Source organism: Tateyamaria sp. LSS28 (assembly GCF_059611725.1).
This window is the reverse complement of the sequence record NZ_JCAPFI010000008.1, coordinates 139749-152543: the sequence shown is the minus strand read 5'-3', so window position 1 is coordinate 152543 and position 12795 is coordinate 139749. Positions and strand designations below refer to the sequence as shown.

Below are 12795 nucleotides of genomic sequence, written 5' to 3'. Positions count from 1 at the left end.
CTTGGATATTTCGGCCGTGATTCCCGCCTTTGGCGGTTTTGCCTGGACCATTTTCTTTTTCGTCGTGGCGCTGAGTGTCATCGTCGCCATTCATGAATATGGACACTATATTGTTGGTCGCTGGTCAGGCATTCAGGCGGATGTTTTCTCGATCGGTTTTGGACCGGTGATCTGGAGTCGTATGGACAAGCGGGGCACCCGCTGGCAGATCGCAGCTTTGCCGTTTGGCGGCTATGTGAAGTTCGCTGGCGATGCGAATGCAGCATCTGGCAAAGATGTTGACGCGATGGAGGACGCAGCCGCTGATCCCGCTGCCTTGCGTCGCACAATGCACGGTGCACCTCTTTGGGCGCGCGCTGCTACAGTGTCCGCAGGCCCCGTTTTCAACTTTGCGCTGTCGATTATCGTCTTTGCCGCCGTGATCTTCTTCACGGGCGTGCCGCGTGATCCGCTGACGGTTGGTGAGATCAAGCCGCTCCCGGCTGGTGCTTACGAACTTCGCGAAGGGGATATCGTTCGCGAAATCGAGGGCCAAGCCGTGCCCAGCATCAACTCCGAGGACTATGCCGCATTTGTTGAAACGATCCCGGAAAAGCCGCAGCTTGAATATCTTGTCGATCGTGACGGCGACGTCATGACGGTCACGGGACCTTACCTGTTCCCACCGCTCGTGACGCGGGTCGTTCCGCGCAGCGCAGGGCTTGCGGCCGGGTTCGAAGCAGGCGACGTGATCACATCGATCAATGGCGCGCCCGTATTTCGATTTGGGCAACTGCCAGAGGTCATCGAGAACGCTGACGGTGCATCCGTGCAACTGACCGTTTGGCGCGCAGGCGCAGAAATGCAAATCGAATTGTCGCCCAAACTGGTTGACGAACCAGACGGGCAGGGCGGCTTTGAAAAGAAGTGGCGGATCGGCCTTGGCGGAGGTCAGGCTTTTGAAATGGGCCGCGAAGCACCCGCGCCGCTGCAGGCATTGTCTGGCGGATATGAACGCATGATTGGGGTCATCACGGGTTCCATCAACGGTCTTGGACACTTGATTACAGGTGCAATCAGTTCCTGCAATCTGTCCGGACCTATCGGCATTGCACAGGTTGCAGGTACGACAGCAAGTCATGGCCTCAGCGACTTCATCTGGTTTATCGCCGTGCTTTCGACTGCCGTTGGCCTTCTGAATCTGTTTCCCATCCCGGCGTTGGACGGCGGTCATCTGGTGTTTTACGCCTATGAGGCGGTCACGGGTAAGCCGCCAAGCGATGGCGCCCTGCGTGTTTTGATGGCAGTTGGGCTGACCCTCGTGTTGTCGCTCATGCTATTTGCGTTGGGGAACGATATCTTCTGTCCCTAGGAAGATTGGGTTGAGCGCCTTATTCTTGCCATCATTAATCCCATGTCCTGCCGCATTAGCGCTGTATCCCGTTCTCGACACAGAGGATGAACCGATGCAGATGATTCAAACCGGATACCGTGGCCTGAGCCTTTTGATGCTGCTGAATTGGGATCGTGCACTTCATGGCCTGACATTGATGGCCGCTCTTGCAGCAGGTGCATGGCTGGGCAACCTCTAAAACGCAGATTTATCCACAAGATGTGCCAGTGACCCCGTGGTGACCCACGGGGTTTTGCGCTTTTGACAACACCTCGCAATGCCGTTAGTCACGTGACTATTGTATGTCTGAACACGTGGGGCAAAACCATGGGACTGGGGATGAGGGGCGCAGCAGGGCGAGCACAATCGTGCTGGCGTATGGCGCAGAGTATTCTAGCATTTTTCGTATTTTTGTCAGCGGTTTGGGTTGGAACACTGACCCCTGCACAGGCGCAGAATTTTCAATTCAGTCGCATTGTTGTCGATGGAAACACGCGCGTAGGCGACTCTGCGGTCCTGGCAAGAGCCGGAATCGCTCCGGGGCAAACGCTGTCAGCCGGGCAAGTGAACGATGCGCGCCGCAACCTTGAAACAAGCGGCTTGTTCGAAACCGTTTCAGTCGAACCACAAGGCAGTACCCTCCTGATTACGGTCACGGAGTTTCCGACGATCAACCGCCTGACCTTCGAAGGAAACCGCCGCGTGGACGACGAGGCGCTGTCCGCCATCATTCAAAGCCAAGAGAGACGGGTGTTTTCACCTGCTCAGGCAGAGCGGGATGCAAGTGCGATTGCCGAAGCTTACAGCACTCAAGGCCGCGTTGCGGCGCGTGTAAGCCCCCGCATCATTCGACGTTCGGACAACCGCGTTGATCTGGTTTTCGAGATATTCGAAGGCGATGTTGTCGAGGTTGAACGTATCAGCTTTGTTGGTAACCGCGTCTATTCCGACCGCAGATTGCGCCGAGTTCTCGAAACCAAGCAGGCTGGTCTCCTGCGCTTTCTGATCCAGACAGACACATTGGTTGAAGACCGCATTGAGTTTGACAAACAAGTTCTGACTGATTTCTACAACTCGCGCGGCTATGTTGATTTCCGGGTCGTAAGTTCAAATGCCGAACTGACCGAAGAACGCGACGGCTTTTTCCTGACGTTCAACGTTCAAGAAGGACAGCGGTTTTCCTTCGGCGAAATCACCGTTGTAAGCGAGCTGCCGAATGTTGACGGTGACGCATACCAACAGCTCATCAAAGTGCGCCCAGGCGTCATTTACTCTCCCACATTGGTGGAGGCGGAGATTTCGCGTCTTGAACGCCAGGGGCAACGAGAGGGCGTTGATTTTCTACGGGTTGAACCACGGATCGTGAGAAACGATCGTGAATTGACGCTTGATGTCGAATTTGTGCTCAGCCGCGGTCCACGTGTATTTGTTGAGCGCATCGATATCGAGGGCAACACAACGACGCTTGATCGTGTAATCCGTCGTCAATTCAAGGTCGCCGAAGGTGACCCGTTCAATCCACGGGAAATCAGAGATGCGGCTGAGCGTATTCGTGCACTTCAGTACTTCGAAGCGTCAGATGTTAACGCCCGGGAGGGATCAAGCCCGGATCAAGTTGTTATCGATGTAGATGTTGAAGAACGTCCAACTGGGTCGCTCAACTTTGGTGGCGCATTCTCGCAGGACGATGGATTTGGGCTGATTGTGAGTTTCACCGAGCGCAACTTTTTGGGCCGAGGTCAGACGCTTGGGTTCAACTTCTCAACAGCGGAAGAGTCCGAGCAATACGGTATCAACTTTATTGAGCCGGCGTTTTTGGGTCGTGATGTCGCCTTTGGCTTGAACCTCCAGTACAGCGAGTCTGACTCAAGTTTCGCCAATTACGACACCGAGTCACTTACACTTCGCCCCAGTTTGACTTTCCCCATTGGTGAGCGATCGAGGCTGTCTCTGAACTATAGCTACCTTGAAAATGAAATGCTTGTGCGCGACCCAGTTGTGAACGGCCCGATCGTTCAGCGTGAGATTGATGTCGGCGAACAATCCGCATCGTCGATTGGATATACGTACACATATGACACACGCGAAGGTGGCTTGAACCCAACGGCGGGCGTGCTCCTTGAGCTTTCTCAGGATTTTGCTGGCTTGGGTGGTGATGCCGAATTCATAAGAACGCGTGGCCGCATTGTTGGTCAACGACTTGCGTTCAATGAAGAGGTCACACTCCGTGCGACGCTCGAGGGCGGATACTTGGCATGGAACGGCGGTACCAACCGGACGGTCGACAGGTTTGTTCTTGGACCAAGCATCATCCGAGGGTTTGAGCCTGGCGGCATTGGACCCCGGGATTTCAATGCGGCGGGCGATGATCCCGATCCGCTGGGTGGTAACCTGTTCGTTGCTGCACGGTTTGAAGCTGAATTCCCGCTCGGTCTGCCAGAGGAGTTGGGTATTCGTGGCGGGCTGTTTTATGACGTGGGCAACCTGTGGGATCTGGACGAGGTCGATCTGTCCGGTGGGGATGTCCAGGGCGAAGGCGGATCCTTCCGTCACGTGATTGGTTTCTCGATCTTCTGGGATACGGCCATCGGGCCATTGCGTCTGAACTTTTCCAATGCCCTGCGCAAAGAAGAGTTCGACCGTGAGCAGTCGTTCGACCTGACCATCTCCACCACGTTCTGATGTGATGAGCAGGCTTGTCAAAGCCGGTGCACTCTTGCTCGTGGCCCTGATTTGGGCCACGGCAACTCTCTCGCAAGACGTTCGCAGCCCGATCCTGACAATTGATAGCGAACGCTTCTATCGGGACAGCGCGTTCGGCCAGCGTGTACTTGCTGAGATCGAGGAACAGACAACGATACTCGCTGAAGACAACCGCCGTCTTGAGGCAGAGTTGGAAGCGGAAGAGCAGGCCTTGACGGATCAACGTCCGGATATGGAACCAGAGGCGTTTCGCGCACTCGCGGATGCGTTTGATGCACGGGTCGAGGGCATACGCAATGAACGCGAAGACAGAAGTCGCAGCATCGCCGACTTGTTGGAAGAAAACCGCGATCGGTTTCTGGTGTCAGCCGCGCCCGTTCTTGAAGTTATCATGCGCGAAGCAGGTGCTGGCGTTATCCTTGAGCAACGCAGTGTTTTTGTCAGCGCAAATGCGATCGATATTACGGATCTTGCAATTTCCCGGATGGACGAAACCCTGGGTGACGGAGCCGACCAGCAATAGCCGCGCGCTTGCGAGGCCGTGTTTGTCTTGCTAGGCACGTTTCGATGATAAGACCAATGACAAAAGGCTCGGGCGTCCCATGACAACAGAATTGAAATCCGCCGACATCGGGATGATACAACGCCTGATCCCGCACCGTTATCCGTTCCTTCTGGTAGATCGTGTTGAGGACATCGACGGGTATCAATCGGCAACGGGCATCAAGAATGTCACGATGAACGAGCCGCACTTTCAGGGTCATTTCCCGGGGCAACCCATCATGCCAGGCGTGACGATCGTCGAAGCGATGGCGCAAACGGCAGCAGTCATGGTCGGCGTTGCCCTTGATCTGGCTGACAAGAACCTGCTTGTTTACTTTATGGCCATCGACAAATGCAAATTCCGCCGGATGGTTGTTCCTGGCGATGTTTTGAAACTGAACCTCAAAACAACCCGCGGCAAGCCGGGGGGAAAAGTTTGGAAATTCGCCGGTGTTGCAGAGGTTGATGGTGAAATGGCCTGTGAGGTCGAGTTCACCGCGATGATGGATTTGCCAACCACATGAGCGATGCAGGTATTCACCCCTCGGCGGTCGTGGAACCGGGCGCGCAGGTTGATCCAACGGCCGTTGTAGGGCCTTTTTGCGTGGTTGGCCCGAATGCTGTGATCGGCCCAGACGTCGTGCTGAAAAGCCACGTGGTTGTCACAGGCCATACCGAGGTGGGTGAGGGAACAATCGTGTTTCCTTTCGCCGTCATCGGAGAAGTGCCGCAGGACTTGAAGTTCAAGGGCGAAGCAAGTCGTCTGGTTATCGGCAAACGCAATCGCATTCGCGAACATGTGACCATGAACTGTGGCACCGAAGGCGGCGGCGGCGTCACGCGGATCGGCGATGATGGTCTGTTCATGGCGGGCTGCCACATCGCACATGACGCGCATGTCGGCGACAGGGTCATCGTTGTGAACTCAGCCGCGGTGGCCGGGCACTGCGTCCTTGAGGACGACGTGATTGTTGGGGGCCTGTCAGGCATTCACCAATTTGTACGCATCGGTCGCGGTGCAATCATTGGTGCTGTGACCATGGTGACAAATGACGTGATCCCATACGGACTGGTTCAGGCACCCCGCGGAGAGCTGGATGGGTTGAACCTTGTCGGCCTGAAACGCCGAGGTGTCAATCGCAGTGACATCACCGCGTTGCGCGCCGCTTTCCAGATGCTGGCACAGGGCGAAGGCACCTTCCACAATCGGGCCGAGCGATTGGGCAAGGAAACCGACAGCGCCTATGTCCGCGAGATAGTCGAATTCGTCATGGGCGACAGTGACCGGTCGTTCCTGACGCCGCGCTGATGCTGGCCCTGATCTCCGGGACCGGGGCGTTACCTTCGGTCGTTGCAGCGCACCAGCCAACCCCACCAATCATTTGTGCCCTTGATGGGCACAAGCCGGACGGGCTGGAGGTGGACGTCTGGTTCCGCCTCGAAACAATCGGGACCTTATTACATAAGCTCGTTGCCCGGGGCGTGACAGAGGTCTGCTTTTGCGGAGCCATTCAAAGGCCTGGCTTCAGCCCTTTGAAACTGGATGCTCGGACGATGCCACTGGTGCCGACGCTCGCAAGGGCGGTCAAAGATGGTGAAGATGCCGCGCTGCGGGCCATCCTTGGGCTGTTCGAGAAACGCGGAATGATTGCGAAAGGCGCTCATGCTCTTGTGCCCGAGCTGCTGCCGCAGCCGGGTATTTTGACGCGTACACCAGTCCCCCAGGATATTGAGGCGCAAATCAAGGCTGCCGAGCAAGTTTCGATAGAACAGGGCCGCGCGGATGAGGGCCAGTCCTGTGTCATTCGCGACGAACAGGTCATTGCGCGTGAAGACGCTCGGGGCACTGACGCGATGCTGCGCGGCCTGTGTCAAAACGATGTGCGCCCGATGCCGACAACCGAAGGCGATCCATTCGGGGCGGCAATGGATTTTGTTGGTGACATGCTCGACGACGCGGCGGACTGGCTTTCTGGTCCTGTAGCGGAAGCGCGGGCAAAACCTAAGGGTGGCGTGTTCTTCAAAGCGCCCAAACCAGGTCAGGATCGACGGATCGACTTGCCCACGATCGGGCCTGAAACCGCGCGCGCCGTAATCCAAGCACGACTTGATGGTATGGTCATCGCTGCAGAAGGCGTGATGGTGCTTGAGCGGGAAGAGGTCGTGCGCCTCTTGGATGACGCGGGGCTGTTCCTTTGGGTGCGCTAAAGGTCTTTATCCTTGCGGGTGAACCTTCGGGTGATGCCCTGGGTGGGGCATTGATGGCGGGCCTGAACCGCGAAGCGCCGGATGTGACCTATGACGGCATCGGCGGGCCGCTCATGCAGGCGCAGGGGCTGACAAGCCGGTTCGACATGTCCGAACTGACGGTCATGGGCATTGCCGAGGTGCTGCCAAAGTACCGTCATTTGAAACGACGCATTGCCGAGACGGCGCAGGCCGTGATCGACACGCGGCCCGACGTGTTGATCACAATCGACAGCCCGGACTTTTCGCTCCGTGTTGCCAAGCTGGTCAAGGCAGGCTCCGACATTCGGACCGTGCACTACGTGGCACCGACCGTTTGGGCGTGGCGGCCCGGGCGGGCCAAGAAAATGGCGAAGGTCATCGATCAGGTCCTCGCTCTGTTTCCCTTCGAACCTCCGTACATGGAAGCGGAAGGTATGGAGTGTGATTTCGTTGGGCACCCTGCCGCCACGGTCCCGCGCGCAACTGCTGCAGAGCAGGCCGCATTCCGAGCTCATCACGGGCTGGAGGCCGCCGATCCGTTGGTGCTTGTCCTCCCGGGCTCTCGCCGAGGAGAGATCACGCGGATGAGCCCCGTCTTCGGCCAAGCCCTTGGTCGATTGGCGCAGACGCGGCCAGCCTTGAAAATGGTTCTACCCGCTGCCGGATCAGTTGTAGATCTGGTGCGCGAAGAGGTGACGCGGTGGCCCGTCACCCCCCTTGTCCTTGATCCCACCGGGCAGGATCAGGACGCGGCGCTGGCGGAAAAGCGGATTGCTTTCGCGGCGGCGGATGTGGCGCTGGCAACCTCTGGCACGGTGTCTTTGGAACTGGCTGCGGCTGGAACCCCGATGGTCAGCGCCTATGATCTGCACTGGCTCAGCCGTGCCATCATCAGCCGAATGGTGACGACTGATACAGGCAGTTTGATCAATCATGTGACGGATACCCGCGTGGTGCCTGAGGTCGTTGGCAAGGACTTCAACGTTGAGAACGTGGTGTCGGCGATGGAGGGCCTGCTCGCAGGCGCTGAAGATCAACGCGCAGCCATGGAGCTGACGATGGACCGCCTGGGACGCGGTGGGAAGGACCCCGGACTGCGCGCTGCACGGGCTGTCCTCGGACGGCTGGGGTGATCTGTCCCCGCGGGGACAGAATTTACCGTATGGTCAAACCTTAACCAATTTGAACGAGCGCATGGCGCTTTTTGCCCGCTGACAACTTGATCGGTGCAGCCAGAGCGGCCAGATCAATCATCGTGCCCGCTTCGGTCAGCGGCGCGTCGTTCATCCGCGCTCCGCCTTCGGCGATCAGACGCTTGGCCTCTTTTCCGGACCCAGCTAGACCGGACTTTACGATCAGCTGCACGATGGAAATTCCATCGCCCACGTCATCCGCGCTGAGGGTCAGGGTTGGGAGGTCGTCGCCCACGCCGCCCTTTTCGAACACTTCTCTGGCCGTCTGCGCAGCCGCTGTTGCGGCTTCAGCACCGTGCAAAATGGTTGTCACCTCAGAAGCAAGCAGGGCTTTGGCCTCGTTGATCTCGGACCCTTCGAGGGCGCCCAAACGGTTGCATTCGTCAAGCGGTAGCTCGGTGTAGAGTTTCAGGAACCGACCCACATCCGCGTCCGTCGTGTTCCGCCAGAACTGCCAGAACTCGTAAGGTGACAGCATGTCCGCATTCAGCCAGACCGCTCCCGACTGTGACTTGCCCATCTTCTTGCCATCTGACGTCTCTAAGAGCGGGGAGGTTAGGCCAAACACCTCTTTCTGGATCACCCGGCGTGTCAGGTCGATGCCGTTGACGATATTGCCCCATTGATCCGACCCACCCATCTGCAGGATGCAGCCATAGCGTCGGTTCAGCTCCATGAAGTCGTAAGCTTGGAGGATCATGTAGTTGAATTCGAGGAACGACAGCGACTGTTCGCGGTCTAGCCGGGATTTCACACTTTCGAACGACAGCATCCGGTTGATCGAAAAATGCCGCCCGATATCCCGTAGAAAATCGAGGTAGTTCAGATCATCCAACCACTCGGCATTGTTCAGCATCTGCGCGCCATCGTCGTAGTCGATGTAAGCGGAAAACACCTGTTTGATCCCGGCGATGTTGGCATCAATCGCTGCGGTATCAAGCAGGGGGCGTTCATCGGCCCGGAAGGACGGATCCCCCACCTTGGTCGTGCCACCGCCCATCAGCGTGATTGGCTTGTGCCCGGTTTTTTGGAACCAGCGCAGCATCATGATTTGGATGAGCGATCCAACGTGCAGCGACTTGGCTGTCGCATCAAAGCCGATATAGGCGGTCTGCCCCGGAACCAGCAATGCGTCGTCCAGCGCCTGCATGTCTGTGCAGTCGGCCAGAAACCCGCGGCTTTGCATCACTTGCAAAAAATCGGATCGGGGTGTGTAAGTCATTTGGCTTGTCCTTGGAACGGCTCCGTCGCAGTCTATAAGCGGGGGACGGGCAAAGGAAAAGACCATGGATAAGGTCAGAGACAAGGGCGCGGTAATTGCTGCGCTCGGAGCAATGTCAGGCACATCGCTGGATGGTGTTGACGCGGCAGTTCTGCGAACGGATGGAGTGGGCATCGACGGATTTGGTGCGCATGACTACCGCGCATACTCCGCCGAGGAACAGACAGTTTTGCGCGCAGCCCTTGGGCATTGGGCCGGGCCGTCGTTGACACCGGCGACCGACGTCATGATGTCCGCGCATCAAGAACTGCTGGGAGGCTTTGACAAGGTCGATCTGGTTGGATTTCATGGTCAGACCGTGGCCCATGCACCCCGAGCGCAGGGAACCTTGCAACTGGGCGACGGCGCGGCGCTGGCGCAGGCGTTGCAAGTGCCTGTTGTCTGGGACTTTCGGACTGCGGATGTTGAACTGGGGGGCGAGGGCGCACCTCTGGCCCCGTTTTTTCACTTTGCCTGCGCCAAGTGGATGAGGGCGAACAGCCCGGTTGCATTTTTGAACCTGGGTGGGGTCGGCAATCTGACTTGGGTTGATCCCACAGCGGATGCGCCGGAACGCGAGGGCGCGCTTTTGGCCTTTGATACGGGCCCCGCCAACGCGCCGGTCAATGATCTGATGCAGGCCCGGCTTGGGTTGCCCTTTGATGAGGGCGGACGCATTGCCGCTTCGGGGACTGTCGAGGCGGGCGCGCTTGAGCTGTTTCTGGCGGAGCCGTACTTTTCGCGCATCCCTCCAAAGTCACTCGATCGGAACGATTTTGCCGAAATTGTGGAACTGGTCCACGAACTCAGCGATGCGGATGCGGCGGCCACGCTGACAGCCATGTGTGCTGCGGGAGTTGCAGAAGCCATGCAGCACTGTCCGCGTCCGCCATCGACGGTGCTCGTGACCGGGGGCGGGCGGCATAACCCGGTTCTGATGAAGATGCTTGAGGTGTCGTTGGATTGCCCGGTGCAACCCGTCGAAGCCGTGGGACTGAACGGCGATATGTTGGAGGCGCAGGCCTTTGCCTATCTGGCGGTGCGCGTCGCGCGTGGTTTGCCGACATCTTGTCCCGGGACAACCGGTGTCCGGGCCGCCGTGGGCGGCGGAACGGTCAGCTATCCCTGACGTGGGATGTCGAAACCCGGGTCTGCAAGCGTGAATCCTTCGAATTGGAAGCCCGGTGAGACGGTGCAACTGACGAGCGTGTAGTCACCGGCGCTGCGTGCGGCTTGCCAATGCCCCTCGGGCACGATGAGCTGCGGCGCGCCTTTGTTCAGATCGGGGGACAGCACATGATCCTGTGCGGGGCCAGTGTCACTGCTGCTCATCGATAGGATCAGTGGGGCGCCTGCGTGATAAAGCCAAATCTCGGTTGCATCGACCTTGTGCCAGTGGCTTTGCTCTCCCGCGGCGAGCAGGAAATAGATACAGGTGCCGGTCGGTCGCCCGTCATTTTCAGCAACCCAGGTCTGGCGGTAATGTCCACCTTCCGGGTGCGGTTGTAGGTTCAGGTGAGCAATGATTTGTTCGGCGGTCATGGTCATCGTTCAAAGAGGATGCTCGAAGAAGCGCAGATAGGGAAGGAAAGAAGGCTCTGCGTCGTAGTAGGGTGGGCAGGGTTGGAAGCCGAGCCGTTCGTAGAGCGCAATGGCCTCCGTCAGACCGCTCATGGTATCAAGAACAACTCGGGCGTAACCGTCGGCCTTGGCTCGGGTTATGGACTCCTGGATCAACGCACGGCCAGCCCCTGAACCCCGCGCGGATGGAGCGACATAGACGCGTTTGATTTCCGTCGTGCCCGCCGCGGTCAATGGGTAGTACATGGCGCAGCCGACGATTTGATTGCCGAGTTTCGCGACAAGGATGTCACCCTTGGGACGCGCGTGGATGCGCGGCAGGTCCGCAACCAGCGCCGCATAGCTGTCCTTGGCATAGTAGGCTTCGACCATCTGCGGCAGGTCAACGGATCGTTCGATCAGAAGGTCACGGTAGGCCCAGCACAAGCGTGCGACATCGCCCATGTCGGAGGGGCGGGCTGAATGGATTTCAAGATCGATCATGGCACAGGAGTAAATCGCACAGACGTTCTGGCGCAATATGCAAAAGGGATCGTTGAGTGCCCAATCTGTGCGCCGCGTCGGTTTTGGGTCTGCGCGGTTGCGTCCGTGGGCAACGCAACTGCCCACGGTTCGACGACACCATCGATTACTTCAGGATGGACTTACCTGCAAATTCCGCGCTTTCACCCAGCATCTCCTCGATCCGGATCAGCTGGTTGTACTTTGCGAGCCGGTCCGACCGTGCGAGAGATCCGGTTTTGATCTGACCGCAGTTCGTGGCGACGGCGAGATCGGCGATAGTCGCGTCCTCGGTCTCGCCCGAGCGGTGGGACATAACGTTGGTGTAGCGCGCACGATGGGCCATATCGACCGCTTGAAGTGTTTCCGTCAAGCTGCCGATTTGGTTGACTTTTACCAGCATGGAGTTCGCGCAGCCGCGCGCAATGCCGTCCGCCAAGCGCACCGGGTTGGTCACGAACAGGTCGTCGCCCACAAGTTGGACCTTATCACCGATGGCGTCGGTCAGTGCTTTCCAGCCATCCCAGTCGTCTTCGCCCATGCCATCTTCGATCGAGATGATCGGATAGTCATTCACCAGCGCTTCGAGATAGGCGACATTCTCATCTGAGGACAATGTTTTTCCTTCGCCTGCAAGCACATATGCACCATCCTTAAAGTACTCGGTTGCGGCACAGTCGAGGGCGAGATGGATGTCTTCGCCCGGCTTGTAGCCCGCTTTCTCTACCGATTTCAGGATGAAATCCAGCGCGTCGCGAGTCGAAGATATGTTGGGAGCAAAGCCGCCTTCGTCACCGATACCTGTCGACAGACCTGCGTCGCCGAGCTCTTTTTTCAGGGTGTGGAAGACTTCGGACCCCATGCGCACCGCCTCGCGGATACTCGCGGCGGCCACCGGCATGATCATGAATTCCTGGATGTCGATCGGGTTGTCGGCATGTTCGCCGCCGTTGATGATGTTCATCATCGGGACGGGCAGGACACGGGCCGAGGTGCCACCCACATAGCGATAGAGCGGTTGCGAGGTCCAATCGGCAGCGGCCTTGGCGGCGGCAAGGGAAACACCAAGGATCGCGTTGGCGCCCAGACGGCCCTTGTTGTCTGTGCCGTCCAGTTCGATCATGGCGCGGTCCAGTTCGACCTGTTCGGTGGCGTCGATGCCAACCAGTGCCTCGGCAATCTCGCCATTCACCGCCGTGACAGCTTCCAGTACGCCCTTACCCTTGTAACGGGCCTTGTCGCCGTCACGCTTTTCCACCGCTTCGTAGGCGCCGGTCGATGCGCCAGAAGGAACTGCGGCGCGGCCCATGGTGCCGTCCTCAAGTGTCACGTCGACTTCGACGGTGGGGTTGCCCCGGCTGTCGAGGATTTCGCGGGCATGAATGTCGATGATGGTGCTCATGAGGAGGCTC

Annotated in this window: 13 protein-coding genes; 9 read left to right on the top strand and 4 right to left on the bottom strand. The window is 58.2% G+C overall.

Annotated elements, in window-relative coordinates:
• The first annotated feature begins 1 nt into the window (after position 1).
• From rseP to lpxB, 8 genes are all read left to right on the top strand, one after another.
• On the top strand, positions 2–1351 hold the full coding sequence (gene rseP / locus AC53L6_RS21690) for an RIP metalloprotease RseP (RefSeq protein ID WP_472727845.1): 1350 nt from the start codon (positions 2–4) through the stop codon (positions 1349–1351).
• A 94-nt stretch (positions 1352–1445) separates the two neighbouring features.
• Complete coding sequence (locus AC53L6_RS21685; protein WP_299702690.1) at positions 1446–1571, top strand: hypothetical protein; 126 nt, start codon at positions 1446–1448, stop codon at positions 1569–1571.
• Between the two features lie 140 nt (positions 1572–1711).
• Entirely contained in the window at positions 1712–4054 is a 2343-nt protein-coding gene (gene bamA, locus AC53L6_RS21680; RefSeq protein ID WP_496909368.1) for an outer membrane protein assembly factor BamA, read from the top strand.
• 4 nt (positions 4055–4058) lie between these two features.
• Complete coding sequence (locus tag AC53L6_RS21675; RefSeq protein ID WP_496909344.1) at positions 4059–4598, top strand: OmpH/Skp family outer membrane protein; 540 nt, start codon at positions 4059–4061, stop codon at positions 4596–4598.
• 79 nt (positions 4599–4677) lie between these two features.
• The gene (fabZ, locus tag AC53L6_RS21670; protein WP_299702681.1) at positions 4678–5142 is read left to right on the top strand and encodes a 3-hydroxyacyl-ACP dehydratase FabZ; all 465 of its coding nucleotides are present in this window, start codon (positions 4678–4680) and stop codon (positions 5140–5142) included.
• Entirely contained in the window at positions 5139–5927 is a 789-nt protein-coding gene (gene lpxA / locus AC53L6_RS21665) for an acyl-ACP--UDP-N-acetylglucosamine O-acyltransferase (protein WP_472727847.1), read from the top strand. The genes fabZ and lpxA overlap by 4 nt, the downstream gene beginning before the upstream one ends.
• Entirely contained in the window at positions 5927–6826 is a 900-nt protein-coding gene (locus AC53L6_RS21660) for an LpxI family protein (protein ID WP_496909343.1), read from the top strand. Before lpxA ends, AC53L6_RS21660 begins: the two co-directional genes overlap by 1 nt.
• Positions 6814–7980 (top strand): lipid-A-disaccharide synthase, encoded by a 1167-nt coding sequence (gene lpxB / locus AC53L6_RS21655; RefSeq protein WP_496909342.1) that lies wholly within the window; start codon positions 6814–6816, stop codon positions 7978–7980. The genes AC53L6_RS21660 and lpxB overlap by 13 nt, the downstream gene beginning before the upstream one ends.
• 40 nt (positions 7981–8020) lie before the next feature.
• Here the strand turns inward: lpxB and tyrS are convergent, their stop codons facing one another.
• On the bottom strand, positions 8021–9262 hold the full coding sequence (gene tyrS / locus AC53L6_RS21650; RefSeq protein WP_496909341.1) for a tyrosine--tRNA ligase: 1242 nt from the start codon (positions 9260–9262) through the stop codon (positions 8021–8023).
• A gap of 64 nt (positions 9263–9326) precedes the next feature.
• On the opposite strand from tyrS, the gene AC53L6_RS21645 reads away from it, so the two are divergent.
• On the top strand, positions 9327–10430 hold the full coding sequence (locus tag AC53L6_RS21645) for an anhydro-N-acetylmuramic acid kinase (protein WP_496909340.1): 1104 nt from the start codon (positions 9327–9329) through the stop codon (positions 10428–10430).
• Here the strand turns inward: AC53L6_RS21645 and AC53L6_RS21640 are convergent.
• The 3 genes from AC53L6_RS21640 to eno form a co-directional block, all read right to left on the bottom strand.
• Positions 10421–10843, bottom strand: coding sequence for a cupin domain-containing protein (locus AC53L6_RS21640; RefSeq protein WP_299774583.1), 423 nt, complete (start codon positions 10841–10843; stop codon positions 10421–10423). The genes AC53L6_RS21645 and AC53L6_RS21640 overlap by 10 nt on opposite strands.
• A 9-nt stretch (positions 10844–10852) precedes the next feature.
• Positions 10853–11365, bottom strand: a complete 513-nt coding sequence (locus tag AC53L6_RS21635; protein WP_496909339.1) for a GNAT family N-acetyltransferase — start codon at positions 11363–11365, stop codon at positions 10853–10855.
• 145 nt (positions 11366–11510) lie between these two features.
• Entirely contained in the window at positions 11511–12785 is a 1275-nt protein-coding gene (gene eno / locus AC53L6_RS21630; RefSeq protein WP_496909338.1) for a phosphopyruvate hydratase, read from the bottom strand.
• Positions 12786–12795: the final 10 nt, after the last annotated feature.